Source organism: Kitasatospora sp. NPDC003701 (genome assembly GCF_053587085.1).
Genome location: NZ_JBSFNM010000002.1, coordinates 282290 through 301677, shown reverse-complemented (window position 1 = coordinate 301677; position 19388 = coordinate 282290). Strand labels below are relative to the sequence as shown.

16 protein-coding genes are annotated in these 19388 nt (G+C 75.1%); 4 read left to right on the top strand and 12 right to left on the bottom strand.

The window, feature by feature from the left end; all coding sequences use genetic code 11:
* Positions 1 to 295 precede the first annotated feature (295 nt).
* Entirely contained in the window at positions 296 to 2149 is a 1854-nt protein-coding gene (locus ACWDRR_RS03485) for a regulator (protein WP_449770495.1), read from the top strand.
* Between the two features lie 116 nt (positions 2150 to 2265).
* On the opposite strand, the gene ACWDRR_RS03480 is transcribed toward ACWDRR_RS03485, so the two are convergent.
* The 3 genes from ACWDRR_RS03480 to ACWDRR_RS03470 all read right to left on the bottom strand — a co-directional run bounded on the left by ACWDRR_RS03480 (position 2266) and on the right by ACWDRR_RS03470 (position 6285).
* Positions 2266 to 3495 carry a cation:proton antiporter gene (locus ACWDRR_RS03480; protein ID WP_449770494.1) on the bottom strand — a complete coding sequence of 410 codons (1230 nt, stop codon included), beginning with the start codon at positions 3493 to 3495 and terminating at the stop codon, positions 2266 to 2268.
* A 104-nt stretch (positions 3496 to 3599) separates the two neighbouring features.
* Positions 3600 to 4931 carry an NAD(P)/FAD-dependent oxidoreductase gene (locus ACWDRR_RS03475; protein WP_449770493.1) on the bottom strand — a complete coding sequence of 444 codons (1332 nt, stop codon included), beginning with the start codon at positions 4929 to 4931 and terminating at the stop codon, positions 3600 to 3602.
* A gap of 448 nt (positions 4932 to 5379) precedes the next feature.
* Positions 5380 to 6285: a TIGR01777 family oxidoreductase gene (locus ACWDRR_RS03470; protein WP_449770492.1), complete on the bottom strand. Its 906-nt coding sequence runs from the start codon at positions 6283 to 6285 to the stop codon at positions 5380 to 5382.
* Positions 6286 to 6358: 73 nt separating this feature from the next.
* Here ACWDRR_RS03470 and ACWDRR_RS03465 point away from each other — a divergent pair, with 73 nt between their 5' ends.
* Together ACWDRR_RS03465 and ACWDRR_RS03460 are read left to right on the top strand one after the other, a co-directional pair.
* Entirely contained in the window at positions 6359 to 6856 is a 498-nt protein-coding gene (locus ACWDRR_RS03465; RefSeq protein ID WP_449770491.1) for an N-acetyltransferase family protein, read from the top strand.
* Between the two features lie 224 nt (positions 6857 to 7080).
* A complete protein-coding gene (locus ACWDRR_RS03460; RefSeq protein ID WP_449770490.1) occupies positions 7081 to 8124 on the top strand; it encodes a DUF2510 domain-containing protein in 1044 nt (347 codons plus the stop codon).
* A gap of 77 nt (positions 8125 to 8201) precedes the next feature.
* Here ACWDRR_RS03460 and ACWDRR_RS03455 read toward each other — a convergent pair whose 3' ends face one another.
* The 7 genes from ACWDRR_RS03455 to cobU all read right to left on the bottom strand — a co-directional run bounded on the left by ACWDRR_RS03455 (position 8202) and on the right by cobU (position 17074).
* Complete coding sequence (locus ACWDRR_RS03455) at positions 8202 to 8717, bottom strand: DUF4240 domain-containing protein (protein WP_449770489.1); 516 nt, start codon at positions 8715 to 8717, stop codon at positions 8202 to 8204.
* 216 nt (positions 8718 to 8933) lie between these two features.
* Complete coding sequence (gene sucB / locus ACWDRR_RS03450; protein WP_449770488.1) at positions 8934 to 10724, bottom strand: 2-oxoglutarate dehydrogenase, E2 component, dihydrolipoamide succinyltransferase; 1791 nt, start codon at positions 10722 to 10724, stop codon at positions 8934 to 8936.
* Between the two features lie 56 nt (positions 10725 to 10780).
* Positions 10781 to 12169 (bottom strand): dihydrolipoyl dehydrogenase, encoded by a 1389-nt coding sequence (lpdA, locus tag ACWDRR_RS03445; protein ID WP_449770487.1) that lies wholly within the window; start codon positions 12167 to 12169, stop codon positions 10781 to 10783.
* A gap of 447 nt (positions 12170 to 12616) precedes the next feature.
* Positions 12617 to 14122, bottom strand: coding sequence for a leucyl aminopeptidase (locus ACWDRR_RS03440; protein WP_449770486.1), 1506 nt, complete (start codon positions 14120 to 14122; stop codon positions 12617 to 12619).
* Positions 14123 to 14424: 302 nt separating this feature from the next.
* Positions 14425 to 15222: an adenosylcobinamide-GDP ribazoletransferase gene (locus tag ACWDRR_RS03435; protein WP_449770485.1), complete on the bottom strand. Its 798-nt coding sequence runs from the start codon at positions 15220 to 15222 to the stop codon at positions 14425 to 14427.
* 135 nt (positions 15223 to 15357) lie between these two features.
* Positions 15358 to 16473, bottom strand: coding sequence for a nicotinate-nucleotide--dimethylbenzimidazole phosphoribosyltransferase (locus ACWDRR_RS03430; RefSeq protein ID WP_449770484.1), 1116 nt, complete (start codon positions 16471 to 16473; stop codon positions 15358 to 15360).
* A 28-nt stretch (positions 16474 to 16501) separates the two neighbouring features.
* Entirely contained in the window at positions 16502 to 17074 is a 573-nt protein-coding gene (cobU, locus tag ACWDRR_RS03425) for a bifunctional adenosylcobinamide kinase/adenosylcobinamide-phosphate guanylyltransferase (RefSeq protein WP_449770483.1), read from the bottom strand.
* A 194-nt stretch (positions 17075 to 17268) separates the two neighbouring features.
* Here cobU and ACWDRR_RS03420 point away from each other — a divergent pair, with 194 nt between their 5' ends.
* Positions 17269 to 17472: a hypothetical protein gene (locus tag ACWDRR_RS03420; RefSeq protein WP_449770482.1), complete on the top strand. Its 204-nt coding sequence runs from the start codon at positions 17269 to 17271 to the stop codon at positions 17470 to 17472.
* Between the two features lie 154 nt (positions 17473 to 17626).
* Here ACWDRR_RS03420 and ACWDRR_RS03415 read toward each other — a convergent pair whose 3' ends face one another.
* The gene (locus tag ACWDRR_RS03415) at positions 17627 to 18367 is read right to left on the bottom strand and encodes a class I SAM-dependent methyltransferase (protein ID WP_449770535.1); all 741 of its coding nucleotides are present in this window, start codon (positions 18365 to 18367) and stop codon (positions 17627 to 17629) included.
* A gap of 158 nt (positions 18368 to 18525) precedes the next feature.
* On the bottom strand, positions 18526 to 19125 hold the full coding sequence (locus ACWDRR_RS03410) for a DUF3043 domain-containing protein (RefSeq protein ID WP_449770481.1): 600 nt from the start codon (positions 19123 to 19125) through the stop codon (positions 18526 to 18528).
* Between the last annotated feature and the right edge of the window lie 263 nt (positions 19126 to 19388).

The window sequence follows — 19388 nt, the reverse complement described above, 5'->3', positions numbered from 1 at the left end:
GGAATCCGGCGGCTCGGCTCCCATGTGATGGGACACCACAGTGGTGGGGCGGGCTGTGGCGGTCATCGCTACGAGGGTCGATCGGCGGTTCGGCCGCCCAGGGCCAAACCCATCCTGTCCGGGCTTCCCCACAATGGGCGCCGATGCTTCACCCGTTCGGAGGATTGCTCGGTCAGAACCACCCATAGCGCCCGAATGCTCGCTACATTCACGCCGATTCCCGACAGGGGGCGCCGCCACAGGCAGCCGAAGTGCTGGTGGAGCCGGTACGGCGTCCGAGAGGTGTTGACTGACTATGCCCCAACGGCCTGCAACCGACAGCCCGGCGTACGGACCGCTCGACCCGCTCGACCAGCACCGAGGTCCGGTCGGCCGGGCCCTTCCGGACGCCCCCGACGCCCTGGCCACCGACGACATGCGGCTGCCCGCGCAGGTCACGACCGCACGGCACCGGAGCGCCCCGGCGCCCGCGGACGCGCCCGTCGCGCCCGCCCAGCCCCCGGCGGCCGCCGCCGGACCGGCCCCGCAGAACGGCCAGCTGGCCGCCCTGATCGAGGAGGCCGGCTTCTCGCACGCCGGTCTGGCCCGCCGGGTGGACCAGCTCGGTCTGGAGCACGGTCTGGACCTGCGGTACGACAAGACCTCCGTCACCCGCTGGCTCCGCGGCCAGCAGCCGCGCGGCGCCACCCCCGCGCTGATCGCCGAGGTGTTCACCCGCCGGCTCGGCCGCCGCCTCACCGCCCAGGACCTCGGCCTGGACGCCTGCGCCCCGGTCTACGCCGGCCTGGAGTTCGCCGAGACGCCGCAGGAGGCGGTGGACATCGTGGCGAGCATGTGGCGCAAGGACAACGGCCCGCAGTCCGAGCTGCGCCGGATCGCCTTCACCCCGGCCGGCCTGGTCGTCCCCAGCCGGGACTGGCTGATCGGCCGCACCGACGAGCGGGTCGCCCGGGACGGCTCCACCCTGCCCCGGCCCGATGCCGCCACGGGGGCGGCGCCGGCCGGTCCGGCCGCGCCCGGCGGGGCCGCCGCACCACCGGCGCGCGGTACGGCGCCCGGTGCGTCCGCCGCGCCGTCCGCCTCGTCGTCGGCCCGGAACGCCGCCGGGGCGGCGGCCGGCCCGGCCTCCACTGCCCCGGCCGCCGCCGGCGCGCTCGGCCGGGTGCCGACCCAGAGCCGCCGCCCGCCCGCCGCCGTCGAGCCGCCGTACACCGACCCGGCCCGCGAGCCCAGGCCGGCGCTGCGGGTGGGCCGGGGCGACATCGCCGCCATCCGCGCCGTCGGGGACCTCTTCCGCGCGCTGGACCACGCCTACGGCGGCGGCCACGCCCGCCAGGCACTGGTCCGCTACCTGGAGAGCGAGGCCGAGCCGATGCTGCGCGGCCGCTACGGCGAGCAGATCGGGCGGGCGCTCTTCGGGGCCGTCGCCGACCTGACCAGGCTCGCCGGCTGGACGTCCTTCGACATCGCCGCGCACGGCCTGGCCCAGCGCTACTTCGTCCAGGCCCTGCGGCTCTCCCAGGCCGCGGGGGACCGCGCGCTCGGCGGCTACATCCTGGTGACGATGAGCCAGCAGGCCGTCCACCTCGGCCACGGCCGGGAGGCGGTCCAGCTGGCCCGGGTCGCCCAGCAGGGCGTGGGCACCGCCGTTCCGCCCACCGTGCAGTCGCTGCTGCACGCCGCCGAGGCGCGCGGGCACGGCCTGCTCGGCGACGTCCGGTCCTGCACCACCGCGCTGGTGCGCTCCGAGCGGGCCCTGGCCGGGGCCCGGGCCGGTGACGAACTTCCCTCCTGGGCGCGCTACTTCGACGAGGCGCAGCTCTCCGACGAGTTCGCCCACTGCTACCGGGACCTCCAGCAGTGGCGGACGTCGGCCCAGCACGCCGAGAAGTCGCTGCGGCTGCGCTCGCCCGCCTACGCCCGCAGCCGGATCTTCTGCCGGCTGGTGCTGGCCACCGCCCGGCTCGGCATGGGGGACTTGGACGAGGCGTGCACCATGGCCACCGACGCGCTGCGGGCGGCCGGGGAGATGCGCTCGGCCCGTTCGCTGGAGTACGTCCGGGACTTCCACCGCCGGCTCACCCCCTACCGGGGCAGTCCGGTGGCCCGCGCCTTCGAGGAGACGGCGCGCCAGGCGGGGGTGATCTGACGGCGGGCCGGGGTGGTCCGACGACGATCGGGGGCGGTCCGACGACGGCCGGCGGCGGTCCGGCGGCGGGCCGGGCCGGGGCCGGCCGGGCGCGCCCACCGACCGGCCCGCCGCGGCTACCAGCTCTCGGCGTTGACCCGCTGCCGGTCGCCCTCGGCAGCGGGCGGGCGGACCGTCCCGCGCAGCCGCTGGGCCAGCAGCGGGAAGACCAGGACGGAGAGCATGCCCGCGCCGACCAGCGCGGCCGCGGTGGAGGACGGCAGGTGCCCGTCGTCCACCTCGATCGTGGTGATCACCACGACCAGCGGCAGCGCGGTCGCGCCGTACAGGCCGAGCGCCGCCCGGTCGCGCCGGCCGAGTCCGATCGGCGCGATGAGGGCGGCCGGCAGTCCGCGCACGGTCAGCAGGAGCAGCAGGAACACCGGGACGAGCAGCAGGGTGCCCGGGTCCCGGAGCAGCGCCTCCAGGTCGAACTTCATCCCGCTGACCACGAAGAACACCGGGACGAGGAACCCGAAGCCGATGCCCTCCAGCTTGGCCTCGATGACCTCCTCCTCGGCCTCCGGCACGTCGGTGAGCAGCAGGCGGGAGACGATCCCGGCGGTGAAGGCGCCGAGCAGCATGTCCAGATCGAGCCAGATCGCGGCGGACACCATCGCGGTGAGCACCAGGATCACCGTGCGGATCGCGAACTGGCCGGAGGTGCGCAGGGTCCGGCGGATCAGCCGGGTCATCCAGGCCGGCCGGGGCCGGCGGGCGTAGCCGACGGAGGTCGCCGTGATCACCGCGAAGACGGCCAGGATGACGGCGGTCCGGAGCGGGCTGTTGCCGCTGAGCAGGATCGCGACCGCGATGATCGGCCCGAACTCGCCGACCGCGCCGGTGGCCATCACCAGCGAGCCGAACGGGGTCGGCAGCTCCCGGGAGTCCCGCAGGATCGGCAGGATGGTGCCGAGCGCGGTGGTGGTGAGCGCCAGTCCGGCGAAAGCGCCGTTCAGCGCGTCCCGGTTGACCATCGCGCCCACGCCGAGCGCCACCACCAGGGACACCAGCCACGCGGCGCCCGCCCGTTTCAGCGGGCCGCCGCGCAGCTTGGCGAAGTCGATCTCGTATCCGGCCAGGAAGATCAGCATCGCCAGGCCGAACTCGGAGAGCGCGTCGACCAGACCGCCGACCTGTGCCCAGTCCAGGACGTCGGGTCCGATCAGTACGCCGAGCACGATCTCGAACACCACCGTGGGGACGGCGACCCACCGCAGCAGCCGGTCGGCGAGCAGCGGCGCGGCCACGGCGGCGGCCGGGATCAGGATCAGCGTGAGCGGCTCGACCTGGAAGTCGGCGCTCACCGGGCGACGGGTCCGGGGCTCTGGACGGCACGCATCCCATTAGCGGTCATATCGGCATACTGGCACGCCGTGGTCGGCCGCCTCGGCAGCCCGCCGGTCGCGTGTTACGCCGCCGCCTCCGCCTCCCGGGCGGCGGTCGGCAGCCCGAGGTCGCGCACCACGGCCTGCGCCGCCCGCCGCCCCGACACCAGCGCGCCCTGGACGCTGCTGGTGTCCCGGTGGTCGCCGCAGACGTACAGCCCGGCCAGCAACCGCACCGGGCGCCGGGTGTTGTGCGGCGGCGGCATGGCGGGCACCGCGTCCGGGACGTGGCGCACGCTCAGGAACTGCCAGCCCTTCGTCGGGGCGCCGTACAGCTCCGCCAGTCGCGCGCGGACCGCGGGTTCGAGCGCGGCCGGCCCGCCGGCGTCGAAGGAGCGCCGCCCCAGCACCGTCGTGGCGATCAGCGCCTGTCCGGCCGGGGCGTACGAGGGGTGCAGCTCGCTGAGCACCAGGGAGTGCGAGACCAGCGGCGGGTGGCCGTTCGGCCGGTCGCCGTCCAGCAGCAGCACGGCCTCGCCGATCGGTGCCCGGTCCGTCGCGTGGTAGAAGGTCGTGACGGGGTGGAAGTCCGGCAGCCGCAGCCCGGGCAGCAGCCCGGCGGCGGAGCGCGCGTCGGTCGCCACCACGACGGCCTGGGCGCCGATCCGGCCGTGGCCGGCGGTCTCCACGCCGTCGGCCGCTATCGAGGTGACCCGCACTCCGGTCCGCAGGGTGCCGGCCGGCAGGGCGGCGGCCACCTGGGCGGGCACGGCCGCGATCCCGTCGGCGGGCAGACAGAGCCGGCCGCGCGCGTAGCTGCGCAGCACCAGGTCGGCGATCCGGCTGCTGGTGCCCAGGGCCGGGTCGCTGAGCAGGGCGCCGAGCAGCGGCCGCAGGAAGCCGTCGACGGTGCGCGGTGCGAGGCCGCGTTCGCCGAGCGCGCGGGCGGTGGTGGTCTCCGGCCGGGCCTGCAACCGGCCGGCCGGGGTGGCGGCCAGCCGGCTGAGCCAGCTGCCCAGCCGGGCCTTGTCCAGCGGACTGCCGAGCGGAGCCCGGGAGGCCGCCTGCCGGGCGGCGGTCAGCTGAGGGTCCCCGGCGCGGTACCGGCGGCCGCCGCTGTGCACGAGCACGCCCGGCGCGAGCGGCTGCAGGCCGAGCCGGTCCAGGTCGAGCGCGCGGCTCAGCTCGGGATAGGCGGTGTTCAGCAGCTGGCTGCCGTGGTCGAGCCGGAACCCGTCCAGCTCCCGGGTGGCCATCCGGCCGCCGATCCGGCCCGCGGCCTCCAGGACCTGGACGGTCAGGCCGTGGCCGGTGAGCGCGCGGGCGGCGGCCAGGCCCGCGAGTCCGGCGCCCACCACGACGACGTCCGGATCGGACTGTCGGCGGGTGCGGCGAGTGAAGTCATATGTGGGCACTGGCGTGCTCCCTCCCTGGTCCCGGAGCTTCGGCCGACGCAGGCAGCGGGGTGCCGGGACACGGTCCGACGGTGTGATGCCCAGTCAGTAAGAGCGTCAGACAAGCGCACCGGGCCCGATCCGGGCGCCGGGGAGGGTTCGACAGCATGCGGTGGGGGCGCGGTCACGCACGGTGTGCGCAACCGGCCGGGTTCGGGGTCGACGGGCGCGCACGGTCACCAGGGGCGTGCGGCGCGCCCGTTGCGTGCTCCTGTGCGCCCCCTCCCGGAGCCCCGACCGACCCCCGCTCGGCATATGCCCCCGGCCAGGGCGGATGCCGTAGCGGGCGTACGCGGGCCCGCCCGGGCCGGGTGCCGCACCGGGAGCACCCGGCCTACCGCAACCGCCCGCCCCGAGCGCACTCCCGGCTCCCGGCGACCGGCGCCGCCCCGCCGCTGCGGCCCGGCCGCTACAGCGCCGCCCGCACCGCCGCGTCCACATCCGTGTGCTCGAAGCGGAAGCCGGCCTCCAGCAGCCGCCGCGGCACCACCCGGTGGCTGCCGGTCACCTCGACCGCCAACTCGCCCAGCGCCACCTTGAGCACCGCCTCCGGCACCGGGAACGGCGTCGGCCGCTTCAGCACCCGCCCGAGCGCCGCCGTCAGCTCGGCGTTGGTGACCGGCTCCGGCGCGCTCAGGTTGAACGCGCCGCTCAGGTCGTCCCGGTCGATCAGGAACCGCAGCGCCGCGATCTCGTCCGCCAGCGAGATGAAGCTCCAGTACTGCCGGCCGTCGCCGAGCCGCCCGCCGAGCCCGAGGCGGAACAGCGGGAAGAGCCGGCCGCCGGCCCCGCCGGCGGCCGAGAGCACCAGCCCGGTGCGCGGGTGGACCACCCGGATCCCGGCCCGCTCGGCGGGCCGCGCGGCGGCCTCCCACTCCACGCAGACCTCGGCCAGGAAGTCGTCCCCGGCGGGGGAGTCCTCGTCGATCACCTTGTCGCCGGTCTGCCCGTAGAACCCGACGGCCGAGGCGCTGACGAAGACCTGCGGCGGCTCGTCGAGCTCCGCCAGCGCGACGGCCAGCGTCTCGGTGCCGAGCACCCGGCTCTCCCGGATCTCCCGCTTGTACGCGTCCGTCCACCGGCGGTCGCCGACCCCGGCGCCCGCCAGGTGCACCACCGCCCCGACGCCCGCCAGCCCGGCCCGGTCGACCTGCCCCAGCAGCGGGTTCCAGCCGATCGCCGTCGTCCCGTCCGGCCGCGGCCCGGTTTTGGAGCGGTGCCGGACCAGCCGGACCACCTGGTGGCCGTCGGCGAGCAGCGAGCGGACGAGTGTCGAGCCGATCAATCCCGTGGATCCTGTGACCGCGATGCGCATGGGGCCATCCTTGCAGCTCCCGGCGGCCGGAATTCCGTGTACGCCCCGGGCGCCGCTGATTAGCATGGCGCGCATGCGCCATGAAGATCTGATCATCCGTCCCGCACGGACCGAGGACGAGAAGGAGCTCTCCGAGCTCAACCGGGCCGCCTGGTCCTGGCAGAGCGACGTCGCCCCGCAGCCGGCCGAGGGGGACGGCGTGTTCGACGAGCGCCACGCCCCGGACCAGTTCCTGCTCGCCCTGCTCGACGACCGGATCGTCGGCTACATCCGGGTGGTGCCGCCCACCCCGCTGGCCAGCAACCGGCACGTCCGGCAGATCCAGGGCCTGGCGGTCTCCTCCGCGGCCCGCGGCCGGGGCGTCGGCCGGGCACTGGTCGAGGCGGGCTGCACGGCCGCCAGGGAGCAGGGGGCGCGCCGGATCACCCTGCGCGTGCTGGGGCACAACGCCCCGGCCCGCCGGCTCTACGAGGCCTGCGGCTTCGTGGTCGAGGGTTCGCTCACCGAGGAGTTCCTGATCGACGGCCGGTACGTGGACGACATCTGGATGGCCCGTTCGCTGGTGCTCTGAGCCCGCGGGGCCGGCGGGCCGCGACGGCGCCTCGCGTCCCGCGTCCCGCGTCCCGCGCCTCGCGCCCGCCTACGGCGCCCCGCCCCGCGCCCCGCGCCCGCCTACGGCGCCCCGCGCCCCGCGCGCAGAGTACTGACAGGTCGTCAGATCGGGCGGGAGGGTGGTGCAGACTCGTGACAAACCCAACCTGTCTGGAGCAGTGCCGCGCCGGGTACCGTACGGCCGTGAGCAACTCGACGCCTCCCGGGTGGTACCCGGTACCGGGTGCGGACGGCACAGCCGGTCATGAGCGCTGGTGGGACGGCAACGCCTGGACCAGTGACGTCCGCCCCGTCCAGGCGGGCGGCGGCGGGCTCGCCGACGCCCCGACCCAGGTCTCCTGGCAGACCCCGCAACCGCCGACCCCCGTCTCCCCGCCGCCCGCCTACGGCTACGGCGCCCCGCAGCAGGGCGCGCCCGGCTACGGCTACCCGACGCAGGACCAGCAGGGCTACGGCTACCCGCAGGGCGGTTACCCGCCGCCGCCGCCGCCGTCCGGCCGGATGAAGCCGGGCGTGGCCGTGGCGATCGCGGCCGGGGTGCTGGTCGTGGTCGGCGTGGTGGCCGCGATCGCCCTCAACAGCGGCGGCGATCCGAAGGCGGACCCGGCGCCCGTGCCGACGGTCACCGTCACCGACACCCCGAGCCGGACGCCGAGCCCCGGTCCGACCACGCGCACGCCCGCGCCCACTCCCACCCCCGTGCCCAGCCTGCCGCCGGTGCCGGTGGTCAAGGACACCGCCGCCGACGCCCAGCACGCCATCACGGTGCCGATCTTCCAGGGCTGGGACGCGCAGACCGACACCACGCACTCGACCGTCTTCCTGGGCAGCGGCCGCTACACCTGCCCGACCGGCGGCTCCTGCATCCGGGGCCAGTTCTCGGTGGAGAAGGACACCATCGCGGGGGCCTCGGCCCGGGCGGCGGCCGAGGCGGCGATGCCCACCTACGCGGCGGCGATCTTCACCGGGATCACCTCGCACACCGATGCCGGCTCCGCCAACACCACCGTGGCGGGCGTCTCGGGCTACGCGGTGCGGTGGCACATCACCACCTCGGACGGCACCAAGGGCTACATCCTGCTGGCGGCCGTCCCGGCCAAGGGCGGCGGCTTCGTGGCCTTCGAGGGCGGGGTGGACGACGCCGCGGGCGCGCCCGACCCCACCGTGCTCGACCAGATCCTCAAGGGCATCAAGCAGGACAGCAGCGCCTCCGGCTCCGGCACCTGAGCCACCGGCGCCCGAGCCGCCGCTCCGGCGCCCGGGCCACCCGCTCCGGCGCCCGAGCCGCCCGGGCCGTCCCCGGGTCAGTCCCCGTAGCGCTCCCAGAGCTTGGGGAACCGTTTCGCCATGGCGTCCGGGTCGTCGAAGTCCAGGGCGGCGCCGGCCGGCCGCGCGGGCTGCCGCTCGCCCACCTCGGGCAGCGGCAGCCCGGTCAGTTGCTCGTACGCCTCGTCGGCCGCGTAGCCCAGGTCCTCGGCCTCGCCGTCCTCCTCCTCGTCGAAGTCGGGGAGCAGGTCGGCCAGATCGTCCGGCTCGTGCAGCCCGCCCTCGAACACCTCCCGCCCCTGGCCGATCAGCCAGCAGCGGAAGTAGTCGAAGGAGTCCTCGGAGGCGCCGTCCAGCAACAGGTAGGCCGCGCCCCACAGGTCGGTGCGGTAGGCGCGCTGGAACCGGGCCTCGAAGAGCCGGGCGAAGTCGATGACGTCGTCCGGGGTCAGTTGGACGAGCCGTTCCACCAGCCGTTCCGCCTGCTCGTCCGGGTCGCCGTCGGCGTCCTCCCGGGTGTCGTCGATGATCTGCCAGAAGTCGGTCTCGTCCATCACCGCTCCAGCATCCCTGTTCGCCCGCGCGATCGCATGCGATGGGCCCGGCGAAACGCGGGCGGACGCGACCGCGGGCGGCGCCGAGGCGGACGCGGCGGGCGGGCGGCCGCCACCGTGCGGCCGGCAGCCGCACGGGCGAAAACGCGGAGCCCCGCGCCGTCCTGGGACGACGCGGGGCTCCGAACTACCGTGGCTGCCTTGCGGGCTGCCGCCTTACAGGCCGAGCTCGACCTCGAACTCGCCGGCCTCGAGGATCTCCTTGACGGCGACCAGGAAACGGGCGGCGTCGGCGCCGTCCACCAGGCGGTGGTCGTAGGAGAGCGACAGGTAGGTCATGTCGCGGATGCCGATGGCGGTGCCGCCGTCGGCCTCGATGACGACCGGGCGCTTGACCGTCGCGCCGATGCCCAGGATGGCGACCTGGTTCGGCGGCACGATGACGGTGTCGAACAGCGCACCGCGCGAGCCGGTGTTGCTGATGGTGAAGGTCGCGCCGGACAGCTCGTCCGGAGTGATCTTGTTGCCGCGCACCTTGCCGGCCAGCTCCGCGGTCTTCTTCGAGATGCCGGCGATGTTGAGGTCGCCCGCACCCTTGATGACCGGGGTCATCAGACCCTTCTCGGAGTCCACCGCGATCCCGATGTTCTCGGAGTCGAAGTAGGTGATGGTGCCCTCGGCCTCGTTGATGCGGGCGTTGATCACCGGGTGGCTCTTCAGCGCCTGGGCGGCGGCCTTGACGAAGAACGGCATCGGGGACAGCTTCACGCCCTCGCGGGCGAGGAAGGCGTCCTTGGCCTTGCCGCGCAGCGCGATGATCTTGGTGACGTCCACCTCGACCACGCTGGTCAGCTGAGCCTGCTCGTGCAGGGCCTTCAGCATGTTGTCGCCGATGGCCTTGCGGATGCGGGTCATCTTGACCGTCTGGCCACGCAGCGGGGACGGCGCGGCGGCGGCCTTCGGCGCGGCGGCAGCGGCGGGGGCCGGCACGGCCTTCGCGGCCTCGGCGGCGGCGATGACGTCCTGCTTGCGGATGCGACCGCCGACACCGGTACCGGTGACGGAGGCCAGCGTGACGCCCTGCTCGGCGGCGAGCTTGCGCACCAGCGGGGTGACGTAGGCGTCACCGCTGTCGGTGGCCGGCGCGGCGGCGACGGGGGCCGGGGCGGCGACCGGAGCGGCCGGAGCCACCGGGGCCGGGGCGGTGACCGGGGCAGCGGGGGCGACCGGGGCCGGAGCGGCAACGGGAGCCGGAGCGGCCACCGGGGCCGGGGCGGCGACCGGAGCAGCCGGGGCGGCCGGAGCCGGAGCGGCGACCGGGGCCGGCGCAGCGGCCGGAGCGGGAGCGGCAGCCGGGGCCGGAGCGGCCGCGGCCGCACCCGGGGCACCGATCAGCGCGAGCTGGGCGCCGACCTCGGCGGTCTCGTCCTCGCCGACCAGGATCTTCACCACGACGCCGGCGACCGGCGACGGGATCTCGGTGTCGACCTTGTCGGTGGAGACCTCGAGCAGCGGCTCGTCGACCTCGACCGTCTCACCCTCGGCCTTCAGCCAGCGGGTGACGGTGCCCTCGGTGACCGACTCGCCCAGCGCGGGCAGCAGCACGGGGGTGGCGTCGCCGGCCGGCGCGGCCGGGGCCGCCGCCGGAGCGGCCGGAGCCTCGGCGACCGGGGCGGCAGCGGCGGGCGCCTCCGCGACCGGGGCCGGGGCGGCAGCCGGGGCCGGAGCGGCCTCGGCGGCCGGAGCCGGAGCGGCGACCGGGGCGCCGGAGCCGTCGTCGATGATCGCCAGCTCGGCGCCGACCTCGACGGTCTCGTCCTCGCCGACCTTGATCGAGGCCAGGATGCCCGAGGCCGGGGCCGGGATCTCGGTGTCGACCTTGTCGGTGGAGACCTCGAGCAGCGGCTCGTCGACCTCCACACGCTCACCCTCGGCCTTCAGCCAACGGGTGACGGTGCCCTCGGAAACGCTCTCGCCCAGCGCGGGCAGTGTTACTGAGACCGCCATGGTTTCAGCGACTCCTATCAAGTCTTGCGTACTGGAATGGGGGGTGTTGGGCGTGATCAGTCGTGCGCGTGCAGCGGCTTGCCGGCCAGCGCCAGGTGCGCCTCGCCCAGGGCCTCGGACTGGGTCGGGTGGGCGTGGATGAGCTGCGCGACCTCGGCCGGCAGAGCCTCCCAGTTGTAGATCAGCTGCGCCTCGCCGACCTGCTCGCCCATCCGGGCGCCGACCATGTGGACGCCGACCACGGCGCCGTCCTTGACCTGGACGAGCTTGATCTCGCCGGCGGTCTTCAGGATCTTGCTCTTGCCGTTGCCGGCCAGGTTGTACTTGAGGGTGACGACCTTCTCCTTGCCGTACAGCTCGACGGCCTTGGCCTCGGAGATGCCGACGGAGGCCACCTCGGGGTTTGAGTAGGTCACGCGCGGGACGCCGTCGTAGTCGATCGGCACGGCCTTGAGGCCGGCCAGGCGCTCGGCGACCAGGATGCCCTCGGCGAAGCCGACGTGGGCCAGCTGCAGGGTCGGGGCGAGGTCGCCGACGGCGGAGATGGTGGGCACGTTGGTGCGCATGTACTCGTCGACGAGCACGTAGCCGCGGTCCATCGCGACGCCGTTCTCCTCGTAGCCGAGGCCGGCCGAGACCGGGCCGCGGCCGATGGCGACGAGCAGCAGGTCGGCGTCGATCTGCTTGCCGTTCTCGGTGGAGACGCGCACACCGGTCTCGGTGTACTCGACGCCGGAGAAGCGGGCCTTCAGCTCGAACTTGATGCCGCGCTTGCGGAACGCGCGCTCCAGCAGCTTGGAGGAGTTCTCGTCCTCCAGCGGGACCAGGTGCGGCAGGGCCTCGACGATGGTGACCTCGACGCCGAAGGACTTCCAGACCGAGGCGAACTCGACGCCGATCACGCCGCCGCCGAGGATCACGGCGGACTTCGGGATGCGGTCGAGCTTGAGCGCGTGGTCGGAGGAGATCACGCGGTCGCCGTCGATGGTCAGGCCCGGCAGCGACTTCGGCACGGAGCCGGTGGCGAGGACGATGTGGCGGCCCTCGATGCGCTGGCCGTTGACGTCCACCGAGGTCTGCGAGGAGAGCTTGCCCTCGCCCTGGATGAAGGTCACCTTGCGGGAGGCGACCAGGCCCTGCAGGCCCTTGTACAGGCCGGCGATGACGTCGTCCTTGTACTTGTGGACACCGTTGATGTCGATGCCCTGGAAGGTGGCCAGCACGCCGAACTCGGCGGCCTCCTTCGTCTCGTCCGCGATCTCGGCGGCGTGCAGCAGCGCCTTGGTCGGGATGCAGCCGCGGTGCAGGCAGGTGCCGCCCAGCTCACCCTTCTCGACCAGGGCGACGCTCAGACCCAGCTGAGCGGCGCGGAGCGCCGCGGCGTAACCGCCGCTTCCGCCTCCGAGAATGACTACGTCGAAAACGGTGCTGGCGTCGTTCGCCACGTCACGTCCTCCATGCAATGGGGTGGGTCGCCGGGCCGGTCGCGGTCCGGTGGGTCGGAAGCCTTTGTGGGGCGCCCAGTCGTGCCGGAAATACATCTTCGCACTTGTTCACGGCAGCTGATGTCCGGGTCCGCCCCAGGGGTGTCCCGAAGGGTGGTCACAGGGGCGGGAATGCCCCCGACGGAAGGGCATCATCGCAGCTCAACGCGGGGTTGACAGCGGCCGGGGCGGCGTTTTCGGCGGGTCGGGCCGTGCCCGGTTCCGCACTGTGGAACAAAGTTTCGCCCGCAGCGAACAGAGGTGCGGGCGGGGTCCTGCCGTCTACCCGCAGGTAACAGCGCTGCGGGCGGGGTCGCGGCCGCAGCGGGGTCCCGGGCACGGAAAGCGCCCGGGAAGCCGGACGGGGTCCGGCGCGCGTGCGCGGGACCCCGTCCGTCCGAGCCCGGATCAGGCCTTGTCGCCCGCCGCGGTCCGCTCGGCGAAGCGGACCAGGGTGCGCACCGCGCTCGCGGTGCCGCCCTTGGGGGTGTAGCCGAACGGCGCGCCCTCGTGGAAGGCCGGGCCGGCGATGTCCAGGTGGGCCCAGTCGATGCCCTCGGCCACGAACTCCTTGAGGAACAGGCCGGCCACCAGGCCGCCACCCATCCGCTCGCCCATGTTGGCCAGGTCGGCGATGGTCGACTCGGTCATGCCCTTGCGCAGCTCGGCCGGCAGCGGCATCGGCCAGGACTGCTCGCCGGCCTCGCCCGCGACGGTGTGCAGCGTCTCGCGCAGCTCGTCGTTGTTGGCCATCACGCCGAAGGTGCGGCTGCCCAGCGCCAGCATCATCGCGCCGGTCAGCGTCGCCACGTCGACGATCACGTCCGGGTTCTCCTCGCCGGCCCGCACGATGGCGTCGGCCAGCACCAGGCGGCCCTCGGCGTCGGTGTTGAGCACCTCGACGGTCTTGCCGCCGTACATCTTCAGCACGTCACCCGGGCGGGTGGCGGTGCCCGACGGCATGTTCTCGGCCAGCGCCAGCCAGGCGGTGACGTTGACGGCGAGGCCCAGGCGCTTGGCGGAGACGACGGCGGCGAACACCGCGGCGGCGCCGGCCATGTCGCACTTCATGGTCTCGTTGTGGCCGGCCGGCTTCAGCGAGATGCCGCCCGAGTCGTAGGTGATGCCCTTGCCGATGAACGCCAGGCTCGCCTTGGCCTTCGGGTGGGTGTACGCCACCTTCACCAGCCGCGGCGGGTTGGCGGAGCCGTTGCCGACGCCGAGCAGGCCGCCGAAGCCGCCCTTGAGCAGCGCCTTCTCGTCCAGCACCTCGACCTTGAGGCCGTGCTCCTTGCCGGCCGCCTGGGCGATCGCGGCGAAGATCTTCGGGTTCAGGTCGTTCGGCGCGGTGTTGACGAGGTCGCGGGCGCGGTTCATCTCCTCGCCGACGACCAGGGCGCGCTCGACGGCGGCCTTGGCGTCCTTGCTGCCCTTGCGGGCGGTCAGCAGGACCAGCTCGCCGACCGGCTCCTTGGCGCTGCCGTTGCCCTTGTAGGTGCCGAAGGAGTAGGCGCCGAGCAGGCCGCCCAGCGCGACCGCCTCGACCTCGTCGGCGGACTCGACCGGCAGGGCCAGCGCGGCCTTCTTGCCACCGGCCAGGGTGCGGGCGGCGACACCGGCGGCGCGGCGCAGCGTCTCCAGGCCGTAGCCGCCCTCGGCGGCCTCGCCCAGGCCGACCGCGAGCACGAGCGCGGCCTTCAGGCCGGCGGGGGAGGGGACCTTGACGGCCTCGCCCTCGGCGCCGGTCGCGCCCAGGGTGGTGAGGACCTCGGCCAGCTTGCCCTCGAACGCCTCGCTCACGGCCTCGGCGCCCGGCGCCAGCACGATGCCCTTCGGGCCCTTCGCCACACCGATCACCAGCGCGTCCGCGCGCAGCGAGGCGGCGGAGGAGGTGCTCACAGACAATGCAGTCACGTAATGCGTCCTGTTCTATCGCGGTCCACGGCACCGGTGACGGCACGGCTGCCGCACCGGCGCAGCCCGGGGCCGCCACTGCGGGCCGTCCCGCCGGTGCGGGTCTGGTCCGGGGCCCCTGGCGCGTGCGTCCACCGGTCGCGGCGGCCGCACACACCAGAAGCCCCGGCTCCTCGACGCGCGTCGGCCGGGCCGGACCTGCGACGGTGCAGGGCTGCGGTGCTCCCCGCATGGTAGTCCGCATGCTGGGATCACGCGCCGCCCGGTGTCCCGCCGCCCGTCCCGGGGCCCGGCGGTGCGCCTCAGCCCAGCAGTGCGAGGGCGAGCAGGGTGCCGGTCGCGGCGGTCTCGGCCATCGCGCCGAGGACGTCCCCGGTGATGCCGTCGAACCGGCGTACGCAGCGCCGCAACAGCAGCCAGGAGCAGCCGAGGCCGACCGCAACGGCCAGTGGCAGCCGCAGAACTGACCAGCCGTCCGACAGGCCGAGGGCGGCCAGGAGCAGTGCCGAACAGGCCGTCGACGCCGCCGCCGCGCCGAGCGGCACGGTACCCGCCACCATCGCGCCGAGCCCGCCCGGCCGGGCGGCCGGCACCGGGCGCGCGCAGCCCCAGGCGAGCGCGCACCGGGCGGCCGTCGCGGAGGCGAGCACCGCGAGCGCGCCGCGCGCCGGCGAGGCGTCGAACTGCCCGGCCAGTGCGGCGACCTGGGCCAGCAGGACCAGCACCAGCGTGAGTACGCCGAACGGCCCGATGTCGGACTGCTTCATGATGCGCAGCGCGTCCTGCGCCGGTTTGCCGCTGCCCAGGCCGTCGGCGACGTCGGCCAGACCGTCCAGATGCAGGCCCCGGGTCAGCGCGGCCAGCACGCCGACGGCGGTCACCGCGCCGAGCAGCCCGCCCGCGCGCCAGGCCACCGCCGCCCCCGCACCGGCGGCCAGCGCCCCGAGGGCCAGGCCGACCACCGGGGCCGCCGTCATCGCCCGGCCCGCCGTCGGGCGGTCCCAGCGCTCGACCCGCACCCGCAGCACGGAGAGCGTCCCGAACGCGAACCGCAGCCCGTCGCCCCAGCCGGCCGGTGCCTCCGGTGACCCGTCCCGCATGGCCCGCCGCTCCTCACATCCGTTACGTCGGGGCGCGGCCCCGTGCTGCGCCGCGCTCCGCAACGGCCCTGCCCCGCCCGGCTCCCGGGGCGATCGGCACCGGGCCGTCGGCACCCGGTGGCCGGCGCCCGGCCGTCAGGCCCGGCCGAGCAGCTCCGCCGCCGAGGGCAGCTTCGGCTGCTCCTTGGGCGCCGCCGGGGCCCTCGGGACGGGCGCGTGCTCGGCCAGGGCGTCCGCCGCGGCCTGCAGCAGCGGCAGCGCCATCAGCGCGCCGACGCCCTCGCCCATGGTGATCTCCTGCTCCTGGAGCGGCGTCAGGGTGAGCCGGTCGTAGGCCTTGGCCTGGGCCGGCTCGCCGGTGGACTGCCCGGCCCGCCACCACTCCGGTGCCCGGAACGCGATCCGCTGGGCCACCAGCGCGCAGGCCGCGGAGACCACGCCGTCCAGCACCACCGGGAGCTTGCGCACGGCGGCCTGCAGCAGGAAGCCGGTGATCGCCGCGAAGTCGGCGCCGCCGGTGGCGCCGAGCAGGGCCAGCTGGTCGCCGAGCACCGGCCGGGCCCGCCGCAGCGAGTCGCGGACGGTCGCGCACTTGACCATCCACACCCGGTCGTCGATGCCCGAGCCGCGCCCGGTCACCGCGGCCGCGTCCGTCCCGCAGAGCGCGCCGACCAGGACCGCCGCCACCGTGGTCGCGCCGACCGCGAGGTCGCCCAGGACGACCAGGTCGGTACCGGCGTCGGCCTCCTCGTCGGCGACGGCCATCCCAGCCCGGAAGGCCTTGACCGTCTCCTCGGCGCTCAGCGCGTCCTCGATGTCGATCCGGCCGGAGCCGCGCCGCACCCGGTGCGCGACCACGTCGTCCGGGAAGTCGGACGGGTCCGCGTCCACCGCGACGTCCACCACCCGCACCTCGGCGCCGAAGCGCCGGGCGAGCAGGGCGACCGGCGCGGTGCCGTCCAGCACCGCCCGCACCCGGGCGGCCGTGCCGCCCTGCGCGGGCAGCCGGGACACCCCGAGGGCCGCCACCCCGTGGTCGGCGGCGAACAGCAGCACCTTGGGCGCCGACAGCGGCCGCACCGGGGAGCGCCCCTGCACGGACGACAGCCAACTGCCCAGCTCCTCCAGCCGGCCGAGCCCGCCGCGCGGCCGGTCCAGCGCCTGCCAGCGCTCTTCGGCGGCCCGCCGGGCGCTCTCGTCGGGGCGCTCGACGAGCGAGGAGAACGTATCGAGATCCACGGTCGTGTCCATCGGTCGGAAGGCTACACGCCGCAGGTGCTCAGCCTGCGGCGGGCTTGACCGTCAGAACCTGCCCCGCCACGACGAGCAGCACACGCTCCGAGGCGTCGGCCACCGCCATGTTCAGCCGGCCCAGGGTGTCGCGGAAGCGGCGGCCCGAGGCGGTCGCCGGGACGACGCCCATGCCCACCTCGTTGCTGACCGCGATCACCGGGCGCCGGGTGGCCGCCCAGGCCCGGGCCAGCCCCTCGCAGCGCCGCTGGACCGCCGCCTCGCCGCCGTCCGCCCAGACCGCGTCGTCCCAGGCGCCGCACTCGTCCATCACGGCGGTCAGCCAGAGCGCCAGGCAGTCGATCAGCACCGGCGCGGGGTCGGCGGCGTCCGCCAGCACCGCCTCCAGGTCGCAGGTCTCGGCGGTGCGCCAGCTCGCCGGTCGCCGGTCGCGGTGCAGCGCGACCCGCTGCGCCCACTCGGTGTCGCCGTCCCGGGTGCCGCTGGTGGCCACGTAGAGGACGTCCGGGTACCGGGCGAGCAGCTGCTCGGCCCTGGTGGACTTGCCGGACCGGGCGCCGCCGAGGACCAGGGTGCGGGGGAGTGCGGGGTGGGCTGCCATGCGTCCATCCTGCCAAGGCGGCGGCGCACCGCCCCGGCCGGGCCCGGCCGGGGCGGCAACGCGGCCCCCGGCGGGCAATCGCGGCTCCCGGCGGGCAATCGCGGGCCCCGTCAGGCATACGGAAGATCGGGCCGGGCAGGCTAAGGTGCGCAGCACGCAGGCAGCGCACAGGTCGTCAGTGGGAGGAACCGGGCATGGTCTGGACGTGGCGGTACGAGAAGGCGGACGGCACCGTGGTGGCCCCGAGCGGCGGCCAGGAGGAGGAGTTCGCCGGCCAGGGGGACGCCGAGACCTGGATCGGGGAGAGCTGGAAGCAGCTGGCCGATGACGGCGTGGACACCGCCGTCCTGCTCGACGACGGCCGGGAGATCTACTCGATGAGCCTGCACGAGGCCTGAGCCGGCTCGCCCGCCGACCTGTTGGGCCGCGCCGGGCCGAAGGGCCGCGCCGGTGCCGCAGGGGAGCGAGCGGGCCCCGAGGAACCAGGGGCCTTGGCGCGCCGACCGTCGGCACCGGGTCGAGCGGCCCGGGGGCGAGCGCGCGAGAATGCGGCTACTTGGCCCCGAACACGTGCAGCAGCGCGGCGACCTGCCGGTACGGATCGGTGCGGCCGGCCCGCTCCTCGGCCTCCAGCAGCTGGGCCAGCTGCCGGCCGTCCACCGGCGGCGCCGCGTCGTCGGGCGCGTTGTCGGTGAAGACCCGCACGCCGTACCAGTGCCGCAGCGGCACGGACACCTCGGAGAGGGTGACGGCGAGGTCGGCGAGCCGGTCGGCCCGGGCGGCCAGCCCGAGCCGGTTGTAGTACCGGTCGCTCTCGAAGGCGTGCAGGGCGGCCCGCCAGTCCCCGGCGGCGGCGGGCCGCAGGGCCAGCGCGTCGCGGTTGCGGACCAGCAGCGAGAGCAGCCCGCCGGGGGCCAGCAGCCGCGCCAGCGAGGCGATCATCGGGTCCGGGTCCGGCAGGTACATCAGGACGCCGTGGCAGAGCACCACGTCGAAGCTGCGCGGCCCGAACCAGCGCCCGCACTGGTGGCCGTCGCCGCTGAGCAGCTGCATCCGGCCGCGCACCTCGGGCGGCTCCTCGGCCAGCGCCCCCTGGGCGACGCCGAGCGCGACCGGGTCGGAGTCGATCCCGGTGACGTAGTGGCCGGCCCGGGCCAGCCGCAGCGCCTGGGTGCCCTGGCCGCAGCCGATGTCGAGGACGCGCTGTTCGGCGCGGCCGGCCAGCTGCTCGGCCAGCTGCCGGGCGACCAGCTCCTGCCGGACGAGGTTGCGCAGGCTGCCGAGGCGTTCCAGCCAGGGGCCGGTGCCGCCGGCGAAGGAGCCGCTGCGCGAGGGCAGCCGGCGCTCCTGGGCGAGCCGGTCGTGGCCGCCCTCGCCCTGGCCCGGAAGCGCGTACAGGCCGGGCCCCTCCCAGGCGGGAGGGGCCCAGCCGGAGTCCACCGGTTCGGCGGTCAGGGCTTCTCTCCGCGCCGCACCTGCGGCTTGGGCAGGCGCAGCCGGCGCATCTGCAGGATGCGCATCAGGCCGTACGCGACCGCGCCGCGGGTGTTCTGGCCCGCGAACCGCTCGGTGAGCTGCTTGCGCAGCCCGAAGCCGAGGCGGACGAAGTCCAGCACCACCAGCACGAAGAAGGCCAGGAAGAGCAGGGTGGAGAGCAGCTGGAGGGCCGGCACCTTGACGATGCTGAGGACCAGGATCACCACGGCGGCGGGCAGGAAGAACTCGGCGAGCGACCAGCGGGCGTCCACGTAGTCGCGGGTGAACTTGCGCACCGGGCCCTTGTCACGGGCCGGCAGGTGCCGCTCGTCACCCTCCAGCAGCGCGGTGCGCTGCTTCTCGCGCTCGCTGCGCATCCGCTCGCGCGCCTGGCGGGAGGCCTCCTTGCGGTCCTTGGGCACGGTCACCCGGGTACGCCGGTGGGCCTCGGCCTCACTGCGCTTGGGAGTGGGCCGCCCCTTCTTCGCCTGCGGGTTGCGGGCCTGGGTCGTCTCGTCCTGCTTCTCCAGCACGGCGGCGGAGGCAGCGGCATCATCTGAACGGCGTCGGAACACACCACCAGCGTACGGGGTGCGCGACCGCTTCCACGGGTCCCCTCGGACCCAAACGCGTATCGATCGTGCCGGTCCGGGCCCGGAGCCGGGTTTGCGGGGGTCTTCCCGTAGGGGATCACTGCGGCGGACGGTGGTGGGGATGAGGGGCGGATCCACCCCGGGGATGAGGCCGCCACGGGTGTCGCTGTAGCAGTCTTGTTGCAGGCAGGTGCACTGCGGCGACGGGCTCGCTGCACATACACTCGTCGTGTCTGGTAACGAGA

Bases quoted from the DNA above. Each gene is read 5' to 3' on its own strand.
- ACWDRR_RS03470 (WP_449770492.1), bottom strand. From the start codon at position 6,285: ATGCGCATCGCGGTCACAGGATCCACGGGATTGATCGGCTCGACACTC.
- sucB (WP_449770488.1), bottom strand. From the start codon at position 10,724: ATGGCGGTCTCAGTAACACTGCCCGCGCTGGGCGAGAGCGTTTCCGAG.
- cobU (WP_449770483.1), bottom strand. From the start codon at position 17,074: ATGGCAGCCCACCCCGCACTCCCCCGCACCCTGGTCCTCGGCGGCGCC.
- ACWDRR_RS03455 (WP_449770489.1), bottom strand. From the start codon at position 8,717: ATGGACGAGACCGACTTCTGGCAGATCATCGACGACACCCGGGAGGAC.
- ACWDRR_RS03465 (WP_449770491.1), top strand. From the start codon at position 6,359: ATGCGCCATGAAGATCTGATCATCCGTCCCGCACGGACCGAGGACGAG.
- ACWDRR_RS03435 (WP_449770485.1), bottom strand. From the start codon at position 15,222: ATGCGGGACGGGTCACCGGAGGCACCGGCCGGCTGGGGCGACGGGCTG.
- ACWDRR_RS03485 (WP_449770495.1), top strand. From the start codon at position 296: ATGCCCCAACGGCCTGCAACCGACAGCCCGGCGTACGGACCGCTCGAC.
- ACWDRR_RS03430 (WP_449770484.1), bottom strand. From the start codon at position 16,473: ATGGACACGACCGTGGATCTCGATACGTTCTCCTCGCTCGTCGAGCGC.
- ACWDRR_RS03420 (WP_449770482.1), top strand. From the start codon at position 17,269: ATGGTCTGGACGTGGCGGTACGAGAAGGCGGACGGCACCGTGGTGGCC.